This window comes from Pseudomonas sp. GW821-FHT07B01 (assembly GCF_059419065.1).
Genome location: NZ_JBWKRA010000001.1, coordinates 346,493 through 368,909, shown reverse-complemented (window position 1 = coordinate 368,909; position 22,417 = coordinate 346,493). Strand labels below are relative to the sequence as shown.

22 protein-coding genes are annotated in these 22,417 nt (G+C 61.1%); 9 read left to right on the top strand and 13 right to left on the bottom strand.

Features of this window, described 5'->3' with window-relative positions:
• Positions 1-44 precede the first annotated feature (44 nt).
• A complete protein-coding gene (locus tag AC07S6_RS01725) occupies positions 45-1,091 on the top strand; it encodes an N-acetylmuramidase family protein (RefSeq protein ID WP_034128386.1) in 1,047 nt (348 codons plus the stop codon).
• Between the two features lies 1 nt (position 1,092).
• The gene (locus AC07S6_RS01720) at positions 1,093-1,683 is read left to right on the top strand and encodes a hypothetical protein (protein WP_198862212.1); all 591 of its coding nucleotides are present in this window, start codon (positions 1,093-1,095) and stop codon (positions 1,681-1,683) included.
• 18 nt (positions 1,684-1,701) lie between these two features.
• On the opposite strand, the gene AC07S6_RS01715 is transcribed toward AC07S6_RS01720, so the two are convergent.
• Complete coding sequence (locus AC07S6_RS01715; RefSeq protein ID WP_197881182.1) at positions 1,702-2,565, bottom strand: LysR family transcriptional regulator; 864 nt, start codon at positions 2,563-2,565, stop codon at positions 1,702-1,704.
• A gap of 99 nt (positions 2,566-2,664) precedes the next feature.
• Here AC07S6_RS01715 and AC07S6_RS01710 point away from each other — a divergent pair, with 99 nt between their 5' ends.
• The 6 genes from AC07S6_RS01710 to AC07S6_RS01685 all read left to right on the top strand — a co-directional run bounded on the left by AC07S6_RS01710 (position 2,665) and on the right by AC07S6_RS01685 (position 9,345).
• Positions 2,665-3,606, top strand: coding sequence for a DMT family transporter (locus tag AC07S6_RS01710; RefSeq protein ID WP_197881180.1), 942 nt, complete (start codon positions 2,665-2,667; stop codon positions 3,604-3,606).
• Positions 3,607-3,683: 77 nt separating this feature from the next.
• A complete protein-coding gene (gene dnaX, locus AC07S6_RS01705) occupies positions 3,684-5,759 on the top strand; it encodes a DNA polymerase III subunit gamma/tau (RefSeq protein WP_495111554.1) in 2,076 nt (691 codons plus the stop codon).
• Between the two features lie 43 nt (positions 5,760-5,802).
• On the top strand, positions 5,803-6,141 hold the full coding sequence (locus AC07S6_RS01700) for a YbaB/EbfC family nucleoid-associated protein (protein ID WP_003193199.1): 339 nt from the start codon (positions 5,803-5,805) through the stop codon (positions 6,139-6,141).
• A 140-nt stretch (positions 6,142-6,281) separates the two neighbouring features.
• Positions 6,282-7,316, top strand: coding sequence for an NADPH-dependent curcumin/dihydrocurcumin reductase (curA, locus tag AC07S6_RS01695; protein WP_073843759.1), 1,035 nt, complete (start codon positions 6,282-6,284; stop codon positions 7,314-7,316).
• Between the two features lie 66 nt (positions 7,317-7,382).
• Positions 7,383-7,985: a recombination mediator RecR gene (gene recR / locus AC07S6_RS01690; protein ID WP_014719453.1), complete on the top strand. Its 603-nt coding sequence runs from the start codon at positions 7,383-7,385 to the stop codon at positions 7,983-7,985.
• Positions 7,986-8,196: 211 nt separating this feature from the next.
• Positions 8,197-9,345, top strand: coding sequence for an acyl-CoA dehydrogenase family protein (locus AC07S6_RS01685; protein WP_197881174.1), 1,149 nt, complete (start codon positions 8,197-8,199; stop codon positions 9,343-9,345).
• A 109-nt stretch (positions 9,346-9,454) separates the two neighbouring features.
• On the opposite strand, the gene AC07S6_RS01680 is transcribed toward AC07S6_RS01685, so the two are convergent.
• Positions 9,455-10,003 carry an adenine phosphoribosyltransferase gene (locus AC07S6_RS01680; RefSeq protein WP_003193191.1) on the bottom strand — a complete coding sequence of 183 codons (549 nt, stop codon included), beginning with the start codon at positions 10,001-10,003 and terminating at the stop codon, positions 9,455-9,457.
• A 76-nt stretch (positions 10,004-10,079) separates the two neighbouring features.
• Positions 10,080-10,814 (bottom strand): fumarate/nitrate reduction transcriptional regulator Fnr, encoded by a 735-nt coding sequence (gene fnr, locus AC07S6_RS01675; protein ID WP_005790290.1) that lies wholly within the window; start codon positions 10,812-10,814, stop codon positions 10,080-10,082.
• A gap of 152 nt (positions 10,815-10,966) precedes the next feature.
• On the opposite strand from fnr, the gene AC07S6_RS01670 reads away from it, so the two are divergent.
• Complete coding sequence (locus tag AC07S6_RS01670) at positions 10,967-11,434, top strand: FlxA-like family protein (RefSeq protein WP_127881122.1); 468 nt, start codon at positions 10,967-10,969, stop codon at positions 11,432-11,434.
• Here the strand turns inward: AC07S6_RS01670 and hemN are convergent, their stop codons facing one another.
• From hemN to ccoN, 10 genes are all read right to left on the bottom strand, one after another.
• A complete protein-coding gene (gene hemN / locus AC07S6_RS01665) occupies positions 11,435-12,817 on the bottom strand; it encodes an oxygen-independent coproporphyrinogen III oxidase (RefSeq protein ID WP_127881121.1) in 1,383 nt (460 codons plus the stop codon).
• A 103-nt stretch (positions 12,818-12,920) separates the two neighbouring features.
• Positions 12,921-13,604 (bottom strand): sulfite exporter TauE/SafE family protein, encoded by a 684-nt coding sequence (locus AC07S6_RS01660; protein WP_060764192.1) that lies wholly within the window; start codon positions 13,602-13,604, stop codon positions 12,921-12,923.
• Positions 13,597-13,809 (bottom strand): cbb3-type cytochrome oxidase assembly protein CcoS, encoded by a 213-nt coding sequence (ccoS, locus tag AC07S6_RS01655; protein WP_014719448.1) that lies wholly within the window; start codon positions 13,807-13,809, stop codon positions 13,597-13,599. The genes AC07S6_RS01660 and ccoS overlap by 8 nt, the downstream gene beginning before the upstream one ends.
• Positions 13,810-13,831: 22 nt before the next feature.
• Positions 13,832-16,282 (bottom strand): heavy metal translocating P-type ATPase, encoded by a 2,451-nt coding sequence (locus AC07S6_RS01650; RefSeq protein WP_495111553.1) that lies wholly within the window; start codon positions 16,280-16,282, stop codon positions 13,832-13,834.
• A gap of 125 nt (positions 16,283-16,407) precedes the next feature.
• Positions 16,408-16,947, bottom strand: a complete 540-nt coding sequence (locus AC07S6_RS01645; protein ID WP_014719446.1) for a FixH family protein — start codon at positions 16,945-16,947, stop codon at positions 16,408-16,410.
• A 14-nt stretch (positions 16,948-16,961) separates the two neighbouring features.
• The gene (ccoG, locus tag AC07S6_RS01640) at positions 16,962-18,365 is read right to left on the bottom strand and encodes a cytochrome c oxidase accessory protein CcoG (protein WP_034128398.1); all 1,404 of its coding nucleotides are present in this window, start codon (positions 18,363-18,365) and stop codon (positions 16,962-16,964) included.
• Positions 18,366-18,951: 586 nt separating this feature from the next.
• Complete coding sequence (ccoP, locus tag AC07S6_RS01635) at positions 18,952-19,929, bottom strand: cytochrome-c oxidase, cbb3-type subunit III (protein WP_014719444.1); 978 nt, start codon at positions 19,927-19,929, stop codon at positions 18,952-18,954.
• A complete protein-coding gene (locus AC07S6_RS01630; RefSeq protein WP_003193169.1) occupies positions 19,926-20,111 on the bottom strand; it encodes a CcoQ/FixQ family Cbb3-type cytochrome c oxidase assembly chaperone in 186 nt (61 codons plus the stop codon). The genes ccoP and AC07S6_RS01630 overlap by 4 nt, the downstream gene beginning before the upstream one ends.
• A gap of 5 nt (positions 20,112-20,116) precedes the next feature.
• On the bottom strand, positions 20,117-20,725 hold the full coding sequence (gene ccoO, locus AC07S6_RS01625) for a cytochrome-c oxidase, cbb3-type subunit II (protein ID WP_003193167.1): 609 nt from the start codon (positions 20,723-20,725) through the stop codon (positions 20,117-20,119).
• Positions 20,725-22,167: a cytochrome-c oxidase, cbb3-type subunit I gene (gene ccoN / locus AC07S6_RS01620; RefSeq protein ID WP_014719443.1), complete on the bottom strand. Its 1,443-nt coding sequence runs from the start codon at positions 22,165-22,167 to the stop codon at positions 20,725-20,727. Before ccoN ends, ccoO begins: the two co-directional genes overlap by 1 nt.
• Positions 22,168-22,417: the final 250 nt, after the last annotated feature.

Below are 22,417 nucleotides of genomic sequence, written 5' to 3'. Positions count from 1 at the left end.
ATATTGAAGTGCTATCACTTCTTTCACTCACAAGGATGTCTGTCATGAAAAGCCTGCAAGGGTTGCCTCGTCTTATCAGCGCGTCGGTAGGGACGCCCGGCAAAGCCCGCAACTTGCCCGCCGATGTTCAGTGCATCCAGTATTTATTCAATTTGATCATTCCCAAGATGGGGTTTGCCTTGCTGGAAAACGGCAAGTGCGACGGCCAGTTGGTGCAATGCATCAGCCAGTATCAGTTTCGCCATCTCAAGTACGCTCATCCCGATGGCGTGATCGACCCCACCGGGCGGACGTTCAACAGTCTGATCGAAGAGGCGCTGAAGGTACCGGTGCGGGCTTTTCCCAATACGCGCATTCCGACGTTTCTCAACATTTTCGGCAATAACAACGTCGATGCGGTACAGGCCACGGTCAATGTGTACCTGGACCGCGTGCGTGCGGTGATCGAGGCCGAGCGGCGTAACCGGCAGTTGATGATGCAGTCCACCTGCGATGGCGGGACGACATTGAGCGATACGGATTTCCAGAACGCCGCCAAGCAATTGGGCAACGGTATTTCGGTGAATGTGGTCAAGGCGTTCGCCACGGTGGAGTCGGGCGGGAAAGTGGGGTTTGGGCCGGCCAAGTTGCCGATCATCGCTTTTGAAGGGCACCACTTTCGCAAGTACACCAAGCACATCTACGACCAGTCGCAGCCGTTGCTGTCGTATATCTACAAGAAAAAAGCCGGCCCGCAATGGCAGACGAACAACAAGGATCAGGTCAAGGCCTGGGAGACCATGGCCACTGCCTTTGCGCTGGACCAGGAAGCGGCCTTGATGTCGGCCTCCTGGGGCATGTTTCAAATCATGGGGTTCAATTTTGCTGCGTGCGGATTCAAGACGGTGTTTGAGTTCGTGGCGTCATTAAAGATCAATGCCGGTAACCAACTCAAAGCCTATCTCAGCCTTTGCAGCCACAACTCGGCGTTGTTGAGCGCGATGAAAAACAAGGATTTTACCGCCATGGCCCGAAACTATAACGGCGATGATTACGGCAACTATGACGTCCTGATGAAACAAGCCTACGAAGCCTTTGAAGGGAAGAAATAAGATGATTCGTTATCTGGCGATGGGAGTGTTGTCGTGGTGCGCCGTGGCGCCTGCGTTGGCCGGCTCGGCGGCGTTGCATTCAGGTAAATATGAAGGGCTGATGCTGGCGGTGACGCCGGGGCATCAGGTGGAGGGTTTCTACCAGGAATCGATGGGCGAGGGTGTGGCCCGTGGTTGCTCGTTCTACCTGCAAGGCAAACCCGAAGCGCTCACCACCTGGCTGGACGCTGCCTACCCAGGCAGTGTGGCAGCGGCGTCCGACGGGGTGACTCTGACCGTGGCGCAGGGCCGTCAACACCCCGGCTGCATCAACGTGCTGATGCCGGAAATCGCCACCGGCCTGGAGCTGAGCCAGACCGCCAGCAAACAATGGATCGGCTTGGTGACGGTGTCTGCCGACAAGGCTTATTTGTTGAAAACGCCGGGCGCCAAAGCGGCAAAGCGGCCCTACATCGTCAAGCATGACGTAGTGGGCGTACTGGCATTCAAGGACGGCTGGGCGCAGGTGGAATTCATCAACGCTGACGACCGCTCGTTCACGGGCTGGATCAGCCAGGGCCAGTACGCACGGTTGGCTGCCCCGAAGCCCTAAATTGTAGGAGCGAGCAAGTCAGCCAAAGGTCTCGCGCAGTAGCCCGGCGAACGCATCTCGCGCCAGGTGCCGCTGGGTGTCCGTATGCCAGAACAACAGGTTGTCCACGGGCGTCAGCGCTTCAAAGCGATAAGACGCCAACTGATTGGCCTGTTCATAGCGCGCCAGGATCCCCTCGGGTGCCAACGCCACGCCAATCCCCGCGCTCACGCATCCGATGATCGTGCCCCAGCTTGCATAGCTGGCAATCGCTGGCTTGACGTTATGGGGCTTGAGCCAGTTTTCCAGGGCGGCGCGATAAGGGCAGCCCGGCGGCCATACCAGCAATGTACGGCCGGCCAAGTCCTCGGCGCTATTGATAGGCGCGCTGCACGCGCTGGCGATCAGCACCAGGCGTTCGCTGTAGACCACGCTCTGTTCCAGCTTCGTGCGTTTGCCGCCGGCGGCCACCAGCGCCACGTCCAGGCGGTGGTGCTGCAGGTCGTCCAGCAGTTGCGCCCAGGCACCGGTGACGAGTTCCAGGCTGACATCGGGATAACGCCGGTGGTATTCCGCCAGCAGCGGCGGCAAGCGCCCGCTGGCACTGGATTCCACCGCGCCGATGCGCAAGGTGCCACGGGGAATGGCGCTGGCATCCACCGCGCGTTTGGATTCATCCACCAAGGCCAGGATACGTTCGCAGTAATCCAGGAAGATTTCTCCCGCAGCGCTGATCGCCAGCCCTCGGCCAGCACGGATAAACAACGGCGTGCCCAACTCGCTTTCCAGCTGCTTGATGCGCGTGGTGATGTTGGACGGCACACAGTGCAATTGCAGTGCAGCCTGGGCCACGCTGCCGGTTTGCGCCACGGCTCGCACCATTTTCAGTTGGGCCAGTTCCATTGCTCAGTTCCAATGATTTCAGAAGTCAGAAACGCTTAATTGTCCTATGCCTGGCCTGGGCCAAGACTGGCAGCATTCCTTTTTGCGTGGATGCTGTCGATGAATACTCCGTCACCTCTGAAGCTTACGCTAGTCATTGCCAGCGTCATCCTCTGCTGGGCGTATTCTCCCATCGGCGTACATATGGGGCTGCACAGTTATAGCCCCGGCCAATTGGCGCTGCTGCGGTTTTTGATCGCGTCGGTATTCATGGGCGGCGTGGCCTGGGGGGTGGGAATTGGACGGCCACCATTGCGCGACCTGCCGTGGCTGTTGGTGCTGGGCTTTTTCGGGGTGTTCCTGCACCACACCAGTCTCAATCATGGGCAGCAATGGGTGACGGCGGCAGCGTCGAGTGTGTTGGCACAGTCGGCGCCGTTGTTCAGTGTGTTGATCGCGTTTTTCTGCTTGAAAGAGCAGGTCAGCGCCTGGCGCTGGGGTTGCGTGCTGTTGGGGTTGGCTGGCGTACTGGTGGTGATCTGGGGCGACCAGGGCATGGGCGATCTCAACCCACGGGGTTTGCTAATCTTGTTGGCGGCCTGCTCATGGAGTGTGTACTTCGCCATCCAGCGATATTACGCCCATCGCTACAGCCCGTTGACGATGGCGTGCTACATGGTGTGGTCCGGTACGCTGATGCTGTGCGTGAACCTGCCGGGACTGCCCGCCGCCATCGTGCAGGCACCGATGGGAGAGAATCTCGCCGTGCTGGTGCTGGGTATTTTTCCCAGTGCCTTGGCCTATCTGGCCTGGGGTTACGTGTTGAAGCACGTCGAGGTCAGTCGTGCGTCGGTGGCGATGTACCTGATTCCACCGGTTGCCATGCTGATGGCCGCCACGCTGCTTGGCGAACACGTCACCCTGCAGGTGATGCTGGGCGCGGTGATCGTGCTGGCAAGTGTCGCCGCTATCAGTCTGGAAGGGCATTGGCGCTCCAAGGTGCCAGCAAAACGCCCGCAGGTGCCCTCTGGGAGGCCAATCGAACAAGCTTCGTCAGATTAGACGAGCGTGCCGGATGCAATTTCCCCCTTGCTCCGCTAGCATTACCGGCTTCTGCTTCCCAGTTGCGACGGTTTTCGATGAGTTATCAGGTTCTTGCACGTAAATGGCGCCCGCGCTCGTTCCGCGAAATGGTCGGCCAGACCCATGTGCTCAAGGCTCTGATCAATGCCTTGGACAGCCAACGGCTGCACCACGCCTACCTGTTCACCGGTACGCGCGGGGTGGGCAAGACCACGATTGCGCGCATCATCGCCAAGTGCCTGAATTGTGAGACCGGTATTACCTCGACGCCTTGTGGCACCTGTTCGGTGTGCCGTGAGATCGACGAAGGGCGTTTCGTCGACCTGATCGAGATCGATGCCGCGAGCCGAACCAAGGTCGAAGACACCCGCGAACTGCTGGACAACGTGCAGTACGCGCCGAGCCGTGGCCGCTTCAAGGTCTACCTGATCGACGAAGTGCACATGCTGTCCAGCCACTCCTTCAACGCCTTGTTGAAAACCCTGGAAGAGCCGCCGCCCTACGTCAAATTCATCCTGGCCACCACCGACCCGCAGAAACTTCCGGCAACGATTTTGTCGCGGTGCCTGCAGTTCTCCCTGAAAAACATGACCCCCGAGCGTGTGGTCGAGCATTTGACCCATGTGCTGGGCGTCGAAAACGTACCGTTCGAAGACGACGCGCTGTGGTTGCTGGGCCGCGCCGCCGACGGTTCGATGCGCGATGCCATGAGCCTCACCGATCAGGCCATCGCGTTTGGTGAAGGCAAGGTCATGGCCGCCGACGTGCGCGCCATGCTCGGTACCCTGGACCACGGCCAGGTGTTCGACGTGCTGCACGCGCTGATCGAAGGAGACGCCAAGGCGTTGCTCGAAGCGGTGCGCCACCTGTCGGAGCAAGGCCCGGACTGGAATGGCGTGCTTTCGGAAATCCTCAACGTATTGCATCGCGTCGCCATCGCCCAGGCCCTGCCGGAAGGCGTGGACAACGGCCATGGCGACCGAGATCGCGTATTGGCCCTGGCCCAGGCCTTGCCGGCCGAAGACGTACAGTTCTACTACCAGATGGGCCTCATCGGTCGCCGCGACCTGCCACTGGCACCCGACCCTCGGGGTGGCTTTGAAATGGTGCTGCTGCGCATGCTGGCATTCCGGCCGGCAGATTCGGCAGACGCACCGAGACAGCCGCTAAAGCCAGTGGGGATCAGCCAGGCCACAGTTGATTCCGCCAAACCAGTGGCTGGCGCGGCCGTTGTCGCGCCAGTAGTTACTGCGCCTGCGGTTGCTGTGCCTGAGCCGGTTGCGCCGGCACCTGAGCCTGGACCTGCGCCGGTTGCCGTCGCACCGGTGGTCGAGCCCGAGCCGGTCATCGAGCCCGAGCCCGTGGTCGACTTGCCTTGGAATGACCCGGTCGAAGCGCAAGTAGAGCCCGAGCAACAGCCCGCCGTGGAGCCCGTGCTGGAAACCACCGGCGAGCAACCCGAGCTGACGCCGATGCCTGCGCCGACTCCGGACAGCGTGGTGCCGGACGCCCCTGAGTGGGTATCGGCCCCCGTTCCTGAACCGACGGTCGCCCAGGTCGACGCGGCCACTCCCGGCATTGACCTGGACGACGAACCGCCGCTGGACGAAGACTACATCGAGCCGGACATGGATTCGGCCTACAGCTACCTGGACGATTTGGCCAGTGAGCACACCGCGGAACCTGCGCCCGAGCCTGAGGCAGAACCTGCCGCGGCCCCGGCTACCGGCCTGGCCCTGCAATGGCTGGAATTGTTTCCGAAATTGCCGATCTCCGGCATGACCGGCAGTATCGCCGCCAACTGCACCCTGATTTCCATCGAAGGCGACCACTGGCTGCTGCACCTGGACCCGGCCCATAGCGCCTTGTTCAACGCCACCCAGCAGCGCCGGCTCAACGATGCGCTCAACCAGTACCATGGGCGCACGCTGACCATCGCCATCGAGCTGATCAAGCCCGAGCAGGAAACCCCGGCCCAGGCAGCGACCCGTCGGCGCCTTAACCGCCAGCGCGAGGCCGAGGACTCGATCCACGCAGATCCGCTTATCCAACAAATGATGCAACAGTTCGGTGCGGTCGTCCGCCACGATACTATTGAACCTGTCGAAGCCCCGGTGCCCCAAGCGTCATGACACCGGGCTACTCATTGATCCACGTACTTTTGAGGTGATTCCCATGATGAAAGGTGGCATGGCCGGCCTGATGAAGCAGGCGCAGCAGATGCAGGAAAAAATGGCCAAGATGCAGGAAGAGCTGGCCAACGCCGAAGTCACCGGTAAAGCCGGTGGCGATATGGTCAGCGTGGTGATGACCGGTCGTCACGACATCAAGCGTGTCAGCATCGACCCAAGCGTATTGCCGGGCGTGGGTGAAGATGACCTGGAAATGCTCGAAGCGCTGTTCGCCGCAGCCGTCAACGACGCTGTGCGCAAGATCGAAGCCAACAGCCAGGACAAAATGTCCGGCGTGACCGCTGGCATGCAACTGCCACCGGGCATGAAACTGCCGTTCTGATACACGCTTTAGCTAGACTCAAATGCCAGGCATCGCGCCTGGCATTTTTTTTGGCCGGTCGAAACATCGAACCCCAGGCCTTCACCGATGGTCTGCACCCTATACCGTTGAAACCACTCACCGATAAAGGAGCCCCGCTGATGCCTCAAGAAATGACGCTCAACCAACGCATCGTTCTGGTCTCACGCCCTCAAGGCGCCCCCACGCCGGAAAACTTTCGCCTGGAACGTGTGAGCCTGCCGGACCTGGCAGACGGTCAGGTGTTGCTCAAGACCCTGTACCTGTCCCTGGACCCTTACATGCGTGGACGCATGAGTGACGCGCCTTCCTACGCCGCGCCCGTGGAAATCGGCGAGGTGATGACCGGTGGGGCTGTCAGCCGTGTCGAGCAATCGCGCAACCCGAAATTCGAAGTGGGCGACCTGGTGGTCGGCGCCACCGGCTGGCAAAGCCACTGCATTTGCGAAGGCCATAACCTGATCCCGCTGCCCAAGGGGTTGCCGAGTCCGTCGATGGCCTTGGGCGTACTGGGTATGCCGGGCATGACGGCCTATATGGGCTTGATGGATATCGGCCAGCCCAAGTCCGGGGAAACCCTGGTGGTGGCGGCTGCGTCGGGCGCGGTGGGGTCGGTGGTGGGCCAGGTGGCCAAGCTCAAGGGCTTGCGCGTGGTGGGCATCGCCGGTGGCGCAGACAAGTGCCGCTACGTGGTGGATGAGTTGGGCTTTGACGCCTGTATCGACCACAAGAGCGAAGACTTTGCCCATGAGCTGGCCCTGGCCTGTTTCAAAGGCGTGGACATTTATTTCGAAAACGTCGGCGGTAAAGTCTTCGATGCCGTGCTGCCTTTGCTCAACCCCAAGGCGCGCGTGCCGCTGTGCGGGTTGATTGCCGGCTATAACGCCCACGAAGCGCCCAGCGGCCCTGACCGTTTGCCGGCCCTGCAACGCACCTTGCTGACCAAGCGGGTGCGCATCCAGGGCTTTATCGTGTTCGATGACTACGGCGACCGCCAGCCGGAGTTCCTCAGTGCCATGGCGCCTTGGGTGCGCGAGGGCAAGATCAAGTTCCGCGAGGACGTGGTCGACGGCCTGGAGCAGGCGCCCGAAGCCTTTATCGGCCTGCTCGAAGGACGCAACTTCGGCAAGTTGGTGGTGCGCGTCGCGCAGGATTGAGTATTTGACGCTAATCCGGGGCGCGGGTATAAACCGCGTCTCGTTGTTTTGTCGGACCCTTCGCCCATGAGCTTCAGCCCCCTGATTCGCCAACTGATCGACGCCTTGCGCACCTTGCCCGGCGTTGGCCAGAAAACTGCCCAGCGCATGGCGCTGCAACTGCTGGAGCGTGACCGCAGCGGCGGCACCCGCCTGGCCCAGGCCCTGAGCCAGGCCATGGAGGGCGTGGGCCACTGCCGCCAGTGCCGCACCCTCACCGAAGAAGAACTCTGCCCGCAATGCGCTGACCCGCGTCGCGACGACACGTTGCTGTGCGTGGTGGAAGGGCCGATGGATGTGTACGCCGTGGAGCAAACCGGTTACCGCGGGCGTTACTTTGTGCTCAAGGGCCACCTGTCGCCGCTCGACGGTTTGGGGCCGGAAGCCATCGGTATTCCACAACTGGTGGCGCGAATCGAAGAGCAGGGCACCTTTACCGAAGTGATCCTGGCAACCAACCCGACGGTGGAAGGTGAAGCCACTGCGCACTACATCGCTCAGTTGCTGACCAATAAAGGTTTGATTACTTCACGGATCGCCCATGGCGTACCGTTGGGGGGCGAGCTGGAATTGGTGGACGGCGGCACCCTGGCGCACTCGTTCGCAGGCCGCAAACCCATCGCGCTTTAAAACCTACTGCAGTCCCAATGTGGGAGCTGGCTTGTCGGGTCGCCGCATCGCTGCGATAGCATCACCACGGTGTAACTGAAAGACCGAGGTGCTGGCATCGCGGGCAAGCCCGGCTCCCACCTTGGTCTTGTGTGGTGGTAAAAAATGTATTCGGCTTGATAACCAAGCAAGCGCTTGGTAAGTTCGCTCCATCTCGCCATGGAGCTTGCCGATGTCTGCCTATCAGGAATACTTCGACCCCAGCCACCAATTGGTCCGCGACAGCGTGCGCCGCTTCGTCGAACGCGAGATGTTGCCCGGCATCGAGCAATGGGAGGAAGCGGAAAGTTTTCCCCGCGAGCTTTACCTCAAGGCCGGTGCGGCGGGCATTCTGGGCATCGGCTACCCCGAAACGCTGGGTGGCAGCCACGAAGGCGATCTGTTCGCCAAGGTCGCCGCCAGCGAAGAGCTGATGCGCTGCGGCTCCGGCGGCGTGGTTGCAGGGCTCGGCTCCCTGGATATCGGCCTGCCGCCCATCGTCAAATGGGCCCGGCCCGACGTGCGTGAGCGCATAGCGCCTCTGGTGCTCGCCGGCGAGAAGATCATCGCCCTGGCGGTCACCGAGCCCAGCGGCGGCTCGGATGTAGCCAACCTGCAAACCCGCGCTGTACGTGAAGGCGAGCATTACCGCGTGAGCGGCGCCAAGACCTTTATCACCAGCGGCATTCGCGCTGATTTCTACACCGTGGCCGTGCGCACGGGCGGGCCGGGCTTTGGCGGCATCAGCCTGCTGTTGATTGAAAAAGACACGCCCGGTTTTACCGTCGGCCAGCCACTGAAGAAGATGGGCTGGTGGGCGTCGGACACCGCCGAGTTATTCTTCGATGACTGCCGCGTGCCTGTGGGCAATCTCGTCGGTGTCGAGAACATGGGCTTTGCCTGCATCATGGGCAACTTCCAGAGCGAGCGCCTGGCCTTGGCCCTCATGGCCAACATGACCGCGCAACTGGCCTTGGAGGAAAGCCTCCAGTGGGCCGCCCAGCGCGAAGCATTCGGCAAACCCATCGGCAAATTCCAGGTGCTCAAGCATCGCCTGGCGGAAATGGCTACCGCCGTGGAGGTTTCCCGCGAGTTCACCTATCGCCAGGCCGCGAAGATGGCCGCCGGCAAGAGCGTGATCAAAGAGATTTCCATGGCCAAGAATCTGGCCACCGATACCGCTGATCGGGTGACGTATGACGCGGTGCAGATATTGGGCGGGCAGGGATATATGCGTGGCAGTCTGGTGGAGCGGCTGTATCGCGATAACCGGATTTTGTCGATTGGTGGCGGGACGCGCGAAGTGATGAATGAAATCATCAGTAAGCAGATGGGGTTGTAAACCGGGGTGTTCTTTCGTGCCTCATCGCGGGCAAGCCCAGCTCCCACAGGGGAATGCATTCCAAGGTGGGAGCCGGGCTTGCCCGCGATGACGGCAGTACTGCCGACCCTTATCTCTCAGTCAGCCCAAATTGCGTCAGGCAAAACGTCGGAATCCCCATGTCTGCCAACCGCTGCGAGCCACCCAGCTCTGGCAAATCAATAATCGCCGCAGCCTCAAAAATCTTTGCCCCCATGCGCCGCACCAGGTTCGCTGCAGCAATCAGGGTGCCGCCGGTGGCGATCAGGTCATCGAACATCAGCACCGAATCGCCTTCGCACAGGCTGTCGGCGTGCACTTCCAGGAAGGCTTCGCCGTACTCGGTCTGGTAACCCTCGGCCAGCACGTCCGCCGGCAGCTTGCCTTGCTTGCGGAACAGGATGAGCGGCTTGTTGAGTTGGTAGGCGATGATCGAGCCGATCAGGAAGCCACGGGCATCCATTGCACCGATATGGGTGAAATCGGCTTCGACATAGCGTTGGGCAAAGCTGTCGGCCACCAGGCGCAGGGCGCGGGGCGATTGGAACAGCGGCGTGATGTCACGAAAGATCACACCCGGCTTGGGGAAGTCGATAACGGGGCGAATCAGGGATTTGATGTCGAACGAATCAAAAGTCATCGTCGAGGAGTCCAGAGCGGAAAACGGACTCGAAGTATACCTGCGGCCTCGCCGATTGGCGCGGCCGCAGCCTGGATCAGACCTCCAGCGAACCGCCAGCCAATGCACACAGCTGGATCGGGTCGAGGATATGCACTTCTTTACCCTCGGCGGCAATCAACTGGTTCTGCTGGAAACGGGTAAACACGCGGGACACGGTCTCCACTGCCAGGCCCAGGTAATTACCGATCTCATTGCGCGACATGCTCAGGCGGAACTGGTTGGCCGAGAACCCACGGGCGCGAAAGCGCGCCGACAGGTTGACCAGGAACGTGGCGATACGCTCGTCGGCGGTTTTCTTCGACAGCAGCAGCATCATTTGCTGGTCGTCACGAATCTCGCGGCTCATCACGCGCATCAACTGGCGGCGCAATTGCGGCAGTTGCAGGGCCAGTTCATCCAGGCGCTCGAAAGGAATTTCGCACACCGACGTGGTTTCCAGGGCCTGGGCCGACACCGGATGAATCTCGGTGTCCATCCCCGACAGCCCGACCAACTCGCTTGGCAGGTGGAAACCGGTGATTTGCTCTTCGCCGCCGTCGCTGAGGCTGAAGGTTTTCAACGCGCCCGAGCGTACTGCATAGACGGAATCAAACTTGTCGCCCTGGCGAAACAGAAACTCGCCTTTTTTCAGTGGGCGGCCGCGTTTGACGATGTCGTCCAGCGCATCCATGTCTTCCAGATTCAACGAAAGTGGCAGGCAGAGGGGGGCCAGGCTGCAATCCTTGCAATGGGCCTGGCTGTGAGCGCGCAGTTTGACTGGCTCGGACATTTCTTAAATCCTTGTGGGAAAACACACATAAGACGTAAGGGTAACGCACTGGGGGGCAGCGAAGCCAGCGTGTACAGAAAACCTGCACAGGTATAAAGATTTGTTGCTTGAGGTCGATACAAAGAGCACATCTCTTAGACGGAGCTCGGATCATGTCTGTTATAGCGGCCTACAACCCGGCTATTCGCATCCCTGTTGTGCATGACGCGAAGCCGGTTAATGCGCTCAAGGACGAAGATCCCACCCTTGAAAAGTCCGCTGAAACCAAGGTCGTGGAAGGTGTGACAGTGACTATTTCCGCTGCGGCATTCAAAGCTGCAGGCGTTGAGCAGCGCAGCAATGCGGACATCGATGACAGTGGCCTGGAAGACAACGTCAAACAGGTATTGAAAATGATCCGCCAACTGAAGCAACAGATCGCCGAAAAACAGGCCGAACTGGCGGCGGTGGCAGCAGACAATACTCTTTCCCCTGAAGAGGCGCGTGCCAAGGCCAGCGCGCTGCAGACCGAGATCGGTTCGCTGCAGGCTGGCCTGATGTCGGCTCAGACGTCGCTGGCCAAGGCGATGAAAGGCATGAGTGCCGAGGATTCGATGAAAGCTGCCTCCCTGGCGATGTAATCAAATCACCCGCGAAAACCGTTGCCTGTTCTGGTGCTCCAGGTAGGCATCGAACACCATGCACACCGAGCGCACCAACAAGCGCCCGGCCGGCAGCACGCGAATGCCCTGGGCGTCCAGTTCGATCAAGCCATCATCAGCCATTGTCTGCAATTGCGGCCATAACTCGGCAAAATAGCCGCGAAAATCGATGTTGTACGCCTGTTCGATCCCCTCGAATACCAGGCTGAAATTGCAGATCAACTGCTGGATCACGTCCCGTCGCAACCGGTCGTCCGTAGTGCAGACCAGGCCGCGGCTGGTCGCCAGTTGCGCGCCCGCCAAGGCATTCTGGTACTGGTTCAGGTCACTGCTGTTCTGGCAATACAGGTCGCCGATCTGGCTGATCGCCGACACCCCCAGCCCAATCAGGTCGCAGTGCCCGTGGGTGGTGTAACCCTGGAAGTTGCGCTGCAGCTTGCCTTCCTCCTGGGCCACCGCCAGTTCGTCGTCCGGCAGCGCAAAGTGGTCCATGCCGATGTAGCGGTAACCGGCCTGGGTCAGCTGTTCGATGGTGGTTTGCAGCATCAGCAGTTTTTCTGCCGGCGAGGGCAGGTCGTCGGTGTTGATCCGCCGCTGGGGCATGAAGCGTTCCGGCAGGTGCGCGTAGTTGAACACCGACAGGCGGTCGGGCTGCAAGCGGATAACTTCCTCCACGGTGCGCGCAAAGTTCAACGGCGACTGCTTGGGCAGGCCGTAGATTAGGTCGATATTGATCGAGCGAAATTGCAAGGTGCGCGCTGCATCGATCACGGCGCGGGTTTCCTCCAGGCTTTGCAGGCGGTTGACCGCCCGTTGCACGTCGGGGTCGAGGTCTTGCAGGCCGATGCTCACGCGGTTGAAGCCCAGTTCGCGTAGCAGGCCCATGGTGGCCCAGTCGGCTTCGCGCGGGTCGATTTCGATGCCGTAGTCGCCCGAGTCATCATCCAGCAAATTGAAATGCTGGCGCAGGCGTGTCATCACCTGGCGCAGTTCATCGTGGCTGAGAAACGTTGGCGTACCGCCGCCGAAATGCAGTTGCTCAACGGGTTGCTGCGGGTCGAGGTGGCAGGCCACCAATTGGATCTCCTGCTCCAGGCGCTGCAGGTAGGCCTGGGCGCGCCCCCGGTCCTTGGTGATCACCTTGTTGCAGGCGCAGTAGTAGCAAATGTTGGCGCAGAAGGGTACATGCACGTACAGCGACAGTGGCCGCACTGCCTTGCGGCTGTCACGCAGGGCGTGGAGCAGGTCGAAGGTGCCGACCTGGCTGTCAAATTGTACGGCGGTGGGGTAGGACGTGTAGCGCGGCCCCGCCAAGTCGTAGCGGTGAATCAGATCTGTGTCCCAACGAATGGCGTCGAGCATGCGGGCGGTCCCCCGGATTGGCTAGTGGGCCGAGTCTAGGGGCAGGGCGGTGCAGCCATCTTGATTTGCATCAACGGGGAGCGGCGCTATGCCACAGGGCCTGTTAATGCCCCATTAGCCAGTGCTGATGGGGGCCGGGCAAGGTCCAGAGGCCGAAGATCATCACCAGCACCCCACCGGCCACCCGTACGCTGCGCTTGCGCAATAACGCCGTCACCCGTTCGGCGGCCAGCCCGGTGGCCAGCAGCACCGGCCAGGTGCCCAGCCCGAACGCCAGCATCAGCAAGGCGCTGTCCAGCGCATTGCCCTGGCTCGCCGCCCATAGCAGGGTGCTGTAGACGAGCCCGCACGGCAACCAGCCCCACAGCGCACCCAGCAACAAGGCGCGGGGCAGGCTGGACACCGGCAGCAAACGGTTGGCCACCGGCTGCAGATGCCGCCACAGGCCGCGCCCCAGGCTTTCGATACGGGTGAGGCCGCTCCACCAGCCGGCCAGGTACAGGCCCATGCAGACCAACAGCAGGCCGGCGAGCACACGCATGAACATCGCCGCCGGGCTGTTGGCCACCGCCCAGCCGGCCAGGCCGATCAATAAACCAGCGGTGGCATAGCTGAGGATGCGCCCCAGGTTGTACGCCAGCAGCAGGCGAAAACGGCGGCTGCGTTGTTCCTTGGGAATCGCCAGGGTCAGCGCGCCCATCAATCCGCCGCACATGCCCAGGCAGTGGCCGCCGCCGAGCAGGCCGAGGATCAGCGCCGAGACCAGCAAAGGCGCCAGCTCAAGCATGAGGGGGCTCTTTGGGCGCTTGCTCGGGGTTGTTGGCTTCATCGATGGCGGCCAGGTGGTTCGGGTCCTGGTCGTCGAACAGCACGCTGTGGGCCGGGCCATCGAGGTCTTCGTACTGGCCGCTGTCCACGGCCCAGAAGAAGATGTAGATGGCCACGCCCACTAACAGCAGTGCCGCCGGAATCATTACATAGAGAGCTGGCATCTGTACTCCATGCCCACGCGGCTCAGGCCGGCAGCGGGCGGGTTGCTGGGGCGGTGCCCGGGGCTTGCGCGCTCGGCAGGCGAGTCAGGCGCAATGCGTTGAGTACCACGGTCAACGAACTGATGGACATGCCGATGGCCGCCCAGATCGGAGTGATCCAACCCAGGGCGGCGAACGGCAGCATAAGGCCATTGTACAACCCGGCCCACAACAGGTTCTCGATGATCACTCGGCGGGTGCGCCGCGCGAGGCTGAAGGCCTGCACCAGCGCATCCAGGCGGTTGGACAACAGCACCGCATCGGCGCTGGTTTTTGCCAGGTCGGTGGCCGAGCCCATCGCCACACTGATATCGGCAGCAGCCAACACCGGCACATCATTGACCCCATCGCCCAGCATCAGCACTTTGCGACCTTCCTTGTGCAGGTTTTGCAGTACCTGCAACTTGTCGTCAGGGCGCAGGCTGCCGTGGGCCTCGTCGATACCCAGCTCAGAGGCGACACTGGCCACCATCGGCGAACTGTCGCCGGAGAGCAACAGCGTGCGCCAGCCCCGCGCCTTACATGCGGCGAGCAAGGCGGGGGCGTCGCTGCGCAGACGGTCGTCGAGTACGAACCAGGCCAGCGCCCCGCTGCGGTCGCCCAGCAGCAGCCATTGCCCGGCTTCCTCCGGTGAGGCGGGAATCGCGCAGCCACTGAGTTCACAGACAAAACCCGGCTGGCCGATGCGCAACAGACGTTCTCCCACACGACCCTCCAGGCCCAGCCCTTGCGTGCTCAGCACTTCATCGGCGGCCAGCGGCGCACGGCCGAAGGCACGGGCAATCGGGTGTTCGGAACGGTTCTCCAGGGCGGCGGCAAGGCCCAGGCACTGGTCGCTGTCCAGCGTACTCAAGGGCCGAATGGCGCGCAACGCCAGGCGCCCTTCGGTGAGGGTGCCGGTCTTGTCGAAAATCACCGTATCAATCTGGTTCAGGCCCTCCAGCACATGGCCGCGGGTCAGCAGTAACCCGAGACTGTGCAATGTACCGGTGGCGGCGGTAAGGGCGGTGGGCGTGGCCAGCGACAGGGCGCACGGACAGGTCGCCACCAGCATCGCCAGCACAATCCAGAACGCCCGGGTGGGGTCCAGCTCCCACCACAGCAGGCCTATCAGTGCGGCGGCGATCAGCGAGCACAACAGGAACCACTGCGCAGCGCGGTCGGCGATCTGCGCCAGGCGCGGCTTCTCGGCCTGGGCGCGCTCCAGCAGACGCACGATGGCGGACAAGCGCGTGTCATGCCCCAGGGCGCGCACTTGGACGGTCAGCGCGCCTTCGACATTCAGCGTGCCAGCCGTGACGCTGTCACCCGAGCGCCGAGGTTGCGGCAGGTACTCGCCGGTCAGCAGGGATTCATCGATGCTGGATTGGCCGTCGAGAATCACCCCATCCGCCGGCAGCACGGCGCCAGGGTGCACCAGCACCCGATCACCCAGCGCCAATTCGCTGAGCAGGATGCGTTCGCTCTGGCCATCGTCCTTGAGGCGCAGGCAGGAGGCGGGCAACAGGTTGACCAGTTGGGCGGTGGCTGCGGCAGTACGCTCCCGGGCGCGGCGCTCAAGGTAGCGTCCGGCCAGCAGGAACAGGGCAAACATGCCCACGGCATCGAAATACAACTCGCCTACGCCAGTGATCGCGGTCCAGATGCCGGCCAGGTACGCGCCGCCAATCGCCAGGGACACCGACACGTCCATGGTCAGGTGGCGGGTGCGCAAGTCACGCAGGGCGCCTTTGAAGAACGGCGCGCAGCTGTAGAACACGATGGGCGTTGTCAGAAACATTGCGACCCAGCGCAGGATGATGTGCAGCTCCGGGCTCAGGTCAATATTGAATTCCGGCCAGGTGGCCATGGTTGCCATCATGGCCTGGAACCACAGCAAGCCGGCGACTCCCAGTTGTCGCAGGGCCAGTCGATTCTCGCTGGCCAATTGTTCGGCGGCGCGGTCGGCCTGATAAGGATGGGCGGCGTAACCGATATGGCGCAGCTCGCTGAGCAGTTGGCTCAACGGCAATTGCCCATCGGCCCAGCGCACGTGCAGGCGGTGGTTGGACAGGTTCAATCGCGCTTCGGCCACCGCAGGCAGGCTGCGCAGGTGTTTCTCGATCAACCAGCCGCAGGCGGCGCAACTGATGCCTTCCATCAGCAGCGTGGTTTCGGCCAGGTCGCCCTGATGGCGTACAAAGGGTTTTTGCACATCGGCGCGGTCGTATAGCGCCAGCTCGTCCACCAACTGCACGGGCAGCGCCTCGGGGTTGGCCGAGGCTTCGCTGCGGTGTTGGTAATAGCTTTCCAGCCCGCCGTCCACTATCGCCTCGGCCACGGCCTGGCAGCCCGGGCAGCAGAGTTCACGGCGTTCGCCGAGGATCTGGGCGGTGAACCGACTGCCGGAGGGGACGGGTAGGGCGCAGTGGTAGCAGGGGGTGGGTTGGGTCATTGCTCAGTTCCGTAGATCGTTCCCACGCTTTGCGTGGGAATGTTGCCCGTGACGCTCTGCGTCACAAAGCAGACGCAGAGCGTCCAGCAAGGCGTTACCACGCAGAGCGTGGGAACGATCATCATCTACTTCTTCAGGTCCTCGGCGCCCTGCAACGGTTCGTCACCCAGCAGCAAGTCCTTGTCGTGGCTGACCTCTTCTTCTTCGAACAGGCGCCAGGTGTTGCCGCCCTCCACGCCAAGCAGTTCCACGAAACGGCGACCTTCGACCTTGTCGGTGACCTGGCCGATGTAGCGGCCGGGCTCGCTGTCGCTGCGGGTGAGGTTGATCTTGCGATCCTTCTCTGGCTGGGTCGGGGAGATCAGGTTCAGCTCCAGGGTATTTGGATTGCTGTAGCCAGTCAGTTGCAGCTCGACCTCGCCGGTCAGTTCGTCCAGGTGCAGCTTGCCGCGCAGTTGCAGGGTCTGGGCCAGGCGTTCGCGGTCCAGGGAACGGTTGATGCCTTTGCCGGCCTCGTAGTAGTTGTCGTTGACCAGATTGTCCGGGTTGTTCACTGCGATGGTCACCATGGACAAGGTCAGGGTCACCGAGCAGGCCAGAATCGCGATGATGATCCAGGGCCAGAGGTGCTTGTACCAAGGGCTGGCGGCAGTAGTTGCGGGCATGCGTATGTTCCCTGTTAACGGACTTGTGGGCCGATGAATCGGCTCTTGGCTTCAATATGGACGCTGGTGTCATCGGCGTCTTCGAGGATGAAGGTCACCTCGTTGGTGCTCGACGGCAACTGCTCGGGCGCACTCGACAACTCCACCGGCATGCTGACGATATCGCCGGCGGCCACTTTGATTTCGCGCCGGCCTTGCAGCTTGAGGTCCGGCAGGCCAGCGGCGTCGAGCACGTAGGTGTGGTCGCGCTGGTCTTTGTTCATGATCTTCAGGCTGTAGACGTTTTCGATGCGTCCTTCGGCGTTCTCGCGATACAGCACGCGGTCTTTGCTGACGTCGAAACCCACCAGCGAGCGCATGAAGAAGGCGGCCACCAACAGGCTGATCATCGCCAGCAATACCAGGGCGTAACCGATCAGGCGCGGGCGCAGCTTATGGGTTTTCTGCCCCGAAAGGTTGTGTTCGGTGGTGTAGCTGATCAGGCCGCGTGGGTACTCCATCTTGTCCATGATGTTATCGCAGGCATCGATGCAGGCGGCGCAGCCGATGCATTCGATTTGCAGCCCGTCGCGGATATCGATACCGGTAGGACACACCTGCACGCACATCGTGCAGTCGATGCAGTCGCCCAGGCCCTGGGCCTTGTAGTCGGTACCCTTTTTACGTGGGCCACGCACTTCGCCACGGCGGGGGTCATAGGACACGATCAAGGTGTCCTTGTCGAACATCACGCTCTGGAAGCGCGCATAGGGGCACATGTAGATGCACACCTGTTCGCGCAGCCAGCCGGCGTTGCCGTAGGTGGCGAGAGTGAAGAAACCCACCCAGAAATACGACCAGCCATCGGCCTGGCCCGTGAAGAAATCGAATACCAGTTCGCGAATCGGTGAGAAGTAGCCGACGAAGGTGATGCCGGTGGCAAAGCCGATCAGCAGCCACAGGCTGTGCTTGCTGAACTTGCGCAGGAATTTGTTGGCGCTCATGGGCGCCTTGTCGAGCTTGATGCGTTGGTTGCGGTCGCCTTCGGTGACCTTTTCGCACCACATGAAGATCCACGTCCACACGCTTTGCGGGCAGGTATAGCCGCACCACACGCGCCCGGCGTATACGGTGATAAAGAACAGGCCAAAGGCCGCGACAATGAGAATGCCCGACAGCAGGATGAAATCCTGAGGCCAGAACGTTGCACCAAAAATAAAGAATTTACGCTCCGGCAGGTTCCACCACACCGCCTGGTGCCCCCCCCAGTTCAGCCACACGGTGCCGAAGTACAGCAGAAACAGAGCGGCACCGCCGACCATGCGCAGATTGCGGAACAAGCCAGTGAAGGCGCGGGTGTAAATCTTCTCACGCGAAGCGTAGAGGTCGACGGTTTTGGCAGGCGGGGTAACGTCATGTACCGGTATCTGGTCGCTCATCATTGCATCCCACGGCGGTGGAGATTTGCCTCGGCCAGTACGTGCCAGCCGGGGTCAAATTAAGGGTGTTGCAGTGGCCTAATGATACGCCCCCGATGGTGCGCAAAGGGTGCGACCTTTGGTCGCGTTGGGGGAAATCAATTGATGGTGTACATGACCTGGATCAATTGACTTGGCAAGTATGGACGGTTTTTGTCGCTGTGGTGGTCGGGCAGGTCCGAAAGGCGTTCACTTGAGAGCCCCGGTTTTTTTGAACAAAGCAGTCCAGATGTGGGAGCGGGCTTGCTCGCGAATGCGATGTCTCCAGTAATGAAAATCGTAGCCGGTACTCCGTATTAGCGAGCAAGCCCCCCATTTGAATCCCGGCGTTTTTAGAACTGTGGCCGTTTAAATGACTCAATCATCGAACTGTGCCCTCGTAATAATGGTTGTGCGCCCAGGGAGAAAGTCGATGTTGTCTTCGTTCACGCATCAGCCCGATTGTAAGCGTCAGCGCTCAAACTTAATGCCTGCTGTGTTTCAGAGCAATAAACAAAAAGCCCCGCCAGCATTCGCTGCGCGGGGCTCCATTATTGTTTCAGAGGTCTTACTGCTCCTCAGCCTTCTTATCCCCATGAGACAAGCTATACACATACGCCGCAAGCAAGTGCACTTTGTCATTGCCTTGCAACTGCTCCTGCGCCGGCATCTGGCCCTGGCGGCCATAACGGATGGTCTGCTGCAGTTGCGCGAAGCTTGAACCGTAGATGAACGCACCCGGATGCGTCAGGTCGGGCGCGCCCATGGCTGGGGTGCCTTTACCGGCCGGGCCGTGGCAGGCCACGCAGTTGGCGGCGAAGAGCTTTTCACCGTTGGCCACATCGGCCTTGGCACCTTCCGGCAGTTTGCGGCCATCGAGTTGGGTCACCACAAAGCCTGCTACGTCAGCCACGCCTTGCTCGCCGATGACTTCGGCCCAGCCTGGCATCACCGCGTGGCGGCCCTTCATGATGGTTTCCTTGATGGTGTTGGGTTCGCCACCCCAGCGCCAGTCGGCGTCGGTCAGGTTGGGGAAGCCGTAGGCGCCCTTGGCGTCGGAGCCGTGGCACACCGAGCAGTTGGAGGCGAACAGGCGGCCGCCCATCTTCAAGGCTTGCGGGTCCTTGGCGACTTCTTCAATCGGCATCGACGCGAATTTGGCGAAGATCGGCCCGAACTTGGCCTCCGACCTGGCCATTTCCTTTTCCCACTCGTGCACGCCGGTCCAGCCGGTCTGGCCGTTGGCGAACGGGGTTTGCTTGTCGTTGTCGAGGTAGTTGTAGCCTGGCAGCAGGCCCTTCCAGTTGCCGAGGCCAGGGTAGAGCACCAGGTAACCAAGGGCGAAGACGATGGTGCCGACAAACAGCATGAACCACCACTTGGGCAGCGGGTTGTCGTACTCCTCGATGCCGTCGAACGAGTGGCCGACGGTCTCGTCCGTCTGCTCGGTGCGCTGGCCCTTGCGGGTCGACAGCAGCAGCCAGGTCAGGGCGAAGATGGTACCCAGACTGAGGACTGTGACGTACAGACTCCAGAACGTAGTCATTCTTTGTTACTCCTAGAAGCTTGCTCGACGTGCTTGATGGCTTCGGGATCATCTGCAAAGGGCAGCATGGTCGCGTCGTCAAACTCCGACTTGCGCCGTGGGCTGAACACCCACAACGCCAGGCCGATAAAGGCCACCATCACCACAACGGTGCCCAGGCCACGAATCATCCCGATATCCATGTAGGTCACCGTTTGCTTTTGATGATGGTGCCAAGGCCTTGCAGGTAGGCCACCAATGCGTCCATTTCGGTCTTGCCCTTCACGGCGGCGGCCGCACCGGCGATGTCTTCGTCGGTGTAGGGCACCCCCAGGGTGCGCAAGACTTCCATCTTCTTCGCGGTGTCCTTGCCGTCGAGCTTGTTTTCCACGAGGAACGGGTACGCCGGCATTTTCGACTCAGGTACCACGTTGCGCGGGTTGTACAGGTGCGCACGCTGCCAGTCATCGGAGTAACGCCCACCCACACGGGCCAGGTCCGGGCCGGTGCGCTTGGAACCCCACAGGAACGGGTGGTCCCACACGCTTTCACCGGCGACCGAGTAGTGGCCGTAGCGTTCGGTTTCGGCGCGGAAGGGGCGGATCATCTGCGAGTGGCAGCCCACGCAACCGTTGGCGATGTAGACGTCGCGGCCTTCCAGTTCAAGGGCGGTGCGCGGCTTCATGCCTTCGACCGGCTTGTTGGTCACGTCCTGGAAAAACAGTGGGACGATTTGGGTCAGGCCGCCAATGCTCACGGCGATGACCATGAAGAAGGCCAGCAGGCCGATGTTCTTCTCGACGACTTCATGCTTCATCAGTGAGCTCCCACAACGGCGATCTTGGCGGCGGCTTCGGCTTCTACAGGGTCGCTGGCACGCACGGTGCGCCAGACGTTGTAGGCCATCAACAGCATGCCACTGGCAAAGAACGCACCGCCCAGGGCACGTACGATAAAGCCCGGGTGGCTAGCTTGCAGCGCTTCTACGAAGGAATAGGTGAGGGTGCCGTCATCGTTGATCGCACGCCACATCAGGCCCTGGGTGATGCCGTTGACCCACATCGAGGCGATGTAGAGCACGGTGCCGATAGTGGCCAGCCAGAAGTGTGCGTTGATCAGCCCGACGCTGTGCATCTGCACGCGGCCGAACAGTTTGGGGATCATGTGGTACAGCGCGCCGATGGAGATCATCGCTACCCAGCCCAGAGCGCCGGCATGTACGTGGCCGATGGTCCAGTCGGTGTAGTGGGACAGCGAGTTGACGGTCTTGATCGCCATCATCGGACCTTCAAAGGTCGACATGCCGTAGAACGCCAGGGACACCACCAGAAACCGCAGGATCGGGTCGGTGCGCAGCTTATGCCAGGCGCCCGAGAGGGTCATCATGCCGTTGATCATGCCGCCCCAGCTTGGCGCCAGCAGGATGATCGACATCGCCATGCCCAGGGACTGTGCCCAATCCGGCAAGGCGGTGTAGTGCAGGTGGTGAGGGCCGGCCCAGATGTACAGGGTGATCAGCGCCCAGAAGTGCACGATGGACAGGCGATAAGAGTAGATCGGACGCTCGGCCTGCTTGGGCACGAAGTAGTACATCATCCCCAGGAAACCGGTGGTGAGGAAGAAGCCTACGGCGTTGTGGCCGTACCACCACTGGATCATCGCGTCCGTTGCGCCGGAATAGGCCGAATAGGACTTGAACAGGTTCACCGGCAGGGAGGCGTGGTTGACGATGTGCAGCATCGCCGTGACCACGATAAAGGCCCCGTAGAACCAGTTGCCTACGTAGATGTGCTTGGTCTTGCGCTTGACGATGGTGCCGAAGAACACCAGGCCGTAGGTCACCCACACAATGGCAAGCAAAATGGCGATCGGCCATTCCAGCTCAGCGTATTCCTTGGTGGTGGTGTAGCCCAGGGGCAGGCTGATGATGGCGCCGACGATGACCGCCTGCCAGCCCCAGAAGGTGAAGGCGGCAAGACCATCGGAAATCAGTCGCGTCTGGCAGGTGCGCTGCACGACATAGTAGGAGGTGGCAAACAGTGCACATCCGCCGAAGGCGAAGATCACCAGGTTGGTGTGCAGTGGGCGCAGGCGGCCGAAAGTCGTCCAGGGCAGGTCGAAATTCAATTGCGGCCAAACCAGTTGCGAGGCGATGAACACCCCGAGCCCCATGCCAAGGATCCCCCAGACCACCGTCATGATGGCGAACTGGCGGACTACCTTATAGTTATAAGCAGTCGGACTGATTGCTGTGCTCATTCTAAGGTTCCACGGTTTAGGTTTTTTTATAGGTAAAATCGGCCGCAAGTATGTAGAAACCGAGGGGCCATTGCAACGCAATGGCTGACCTGTATCAATGCGTTCCACGCCAGATTCTGCGCCCTTTCCATGTTTGGTGTAAGGATAAAGACCGAAATAGAAAGCTGATCAAGTGGACAGGAATTTTAGGGGGCGCAACGAATACCGTCGTCTACGCCAGAATTGCTCCACTGTGGGAACAAGCGTAGAC

What these genes read in the sequence shown, in the direction of transcription:
- AC07S6_RS01725 (WP_034128386.1), top strand. Translation starts at nt 45, where the DNA reads ATGAAAAGCCTGCAAGGGTTGCCTCGTCTTATCAGCGCGTCGGTAGGG.
- AC07S6_RS01720 (WP_198862212.1), top strand. Translation starts at nt 1,093, where the DNA reads ATGATTCGTTATCTGGCGATGGGAGTGTTGTCGTGGTGCGCCGTGGCG.
- AC07S6_RS01715 (WP_197881182.1), bottom strand. Translation starts at nt 2,565, where the DNA reads ATGGAACTGGCCCAACTGAAAATGGTGCGAGCCGTGGCGCAAACCGGC.
- AC07S6_RS01710 (WP_197881180.1), top strand. Translation starts at nt 2,665, where the DNA reads ATGAATACTCCGTCACCTCTGAAGCTTACGCTAGTCATTGCCAGCGTC.
- dnaX (WP_495111554.1), top strand. Translation starts at nt 3,684, where the DNA reads ATGAGTTATCAGGTTCTTGCACGTAAATGGCGCCCGCGCTCGTTCCGC.
- AC07S6_RS01700 (WP_003193199.1), top strand. Translation starts at nt 5,803, where the DNA reads ATGATGAAAGGTGGCATGGCCGGCCTGATGAAGCAGGCGCAGCAGATG.
- curA (WP_073843759.1), top strand. Translation starts at nt 6,282, where the DNA reads ATGCCTCAAGAAATGACGCTCAACCAACGCATCGTTCTGGTCTCACGC.
- recR (WP_014719453.1), top strand. Translation starts at nt 7,383, where the DNA reads ATGAGCTTCAGCCCCCTGATTCGCCAACTGATCGACGCCTTGCGCACC.
- AC07S6_RS01685 (WP_197881174.1), top strand. Translation starts at nt 8,197, where the DNA reads ATGTCTGCCTATCAGGAATACTTCGACCCCAGCCACCAATTGGTCCGC.
- AC07S6_RS01680 (WP_003193191.1), bottom strand. Translation starts at nt 10,003, where the DNA reads ATGACTTTTGATTCGTTCGACATCAAATCCCTGATTCGCCCCGTTATC.
- fnr (WP_005790290.1), bottom strand. Translation starts at nt 10,814, where the DNA reads ATGTCCGAGCCAGTCAAACTGCGCGCTCACAGCCAGGCCCATTGCAAG.
- AC07S6_RS01670 (WP_127881122.1), top strand. Translation starts at nt 10,967, where the DNA reads ATGTCTGTTATAGCGGCCTACAACCCGGCTATTCGCATCCCTGTTGTG.
- hemN (WP_127881121.1), bottom strand. Translation starts at nt 12,817, where the DNA reads ATGCTCGACGCCATTCGTTGGGACACAGATCTGATTCACCGCTACGAC.
- AC07S6_RS01660 (WP_060764192.1), bottom strand. Translation starts at nt 13,604, where the DNA reads ATGCTTGAGCTGGCGCCTTTGCTGGTCTCGGCGCTGATCCTCGGCCTG.
- ccoS (WP_014719448.1), bottom strand. Translation starts at nt 13,809, where the DNA reads ATGCCAGCTCTCTATGTAATGATTCCGGCGGCACTGCTGTTAGTGGGC.
- AC07S6_RS01650 (WP_495111553.1), bottom strand. Translation starts at nt 16,282, where the DNA reads ATGACCCAACCCACCCCCTGCTACCACTGCGCCCTACCCGTCCCCTCC.
- AC07S6_RS01645 (WP_014719446.1), bottom strand. Translation starts at nt 16,947, where the DNA reads ATGCCCGCAACTACTGCCGCCAGCCCTTGGTACAAGCACCTCTGGCCC.
- ccoG (WP_034128398.1), bottom strand. Translation starts at nt 18,365, where the DNA reads ATGAGCGACCAGATACCGGTACATGACGTTACCCCGCCTGCCAAAACC.
- ccoP (WP_014719444.1), bottom strand. Translation starts at nt 19,929, where the DNA reads ATGACTACGTTCTGGAGTCTGTACGTCACAGTCCTCAGTCTGGGTACC.
- AC07S6_RS01630 (WP_003193169.1), bottom strand. Translation starts at nt 20,111, where the DNA reads ATGGATATCGGGATGATTCGTGGCCTGGGCACCGTTGTGGTGATGGTG.
- ccoO (WP_003193167.1), bottom strand. Translation starts at nt 20,725, where the DNA reads ATGAAGCATGAAGTCGTCGAGAAGAACATCGGCCTGCTGGCCTTCTTC.
- ccoN (WP_014719443.1), bottom strand. Translation starts at nt 22,167, where the DNA reads ATGAGCACAGCAATCAGTCCGACTGCTTATAACTATAAGGTAGTCCGC.